This window comes from Streptosporangium sp. DT93 (assembly GCF_049844535.1).
Classification (GTDB): Bacteria; Actinomycetota; Actinomycetes; order Streptosporangiales; family Streptosporangiaceae; genus Streptosporangium.
In genome coordinates this window covers 1-203 of the sequence record NZ_JBNCLF010000136.1, presented here as the reverse complement: position 1 = coordinate 203, position 203 = coordinate 1, and the positions used below count along the sequence as shown (strand labels likewise).

The window sequence follows — 203 nt, the reverse complement described above, 5'->3', positions numbered from 1 at the left end:
GGCCGGGTGAGGCGGTGCCGCTGGAGCAGCGGGCGCTGGCCATCACCGAGGCCGCCTATGGCCCCGATCACCCCAGCGTTGCCATTCGGCTGGGTAACCTCGCGAGCAGCTTTCGGGATCTGGGTTGGCCGGGTGAGGCGGTGCCGCTGGAGCAGCGGGCGCTGGCCATCACCGAGGCCGCCTATGGCCCCGATCACCCCAGC

Annotated in this window: 1 protein-coding gene; it reads left to right on the top strand. The window is 72.4% G+C overall.

What is annotated here, in order from left to right; all coding sequences use genetic code 11:
• Positions 1-14: 14 nt before the first annotated feature.
• The coding region (locus ACLQ2R_RS39790) for a tetratricopeptide repeat protein (RefSeq protein ID WP_425966583.1) at positions 15-203 on the top strand (189 nt) is incomplete at its 3' end.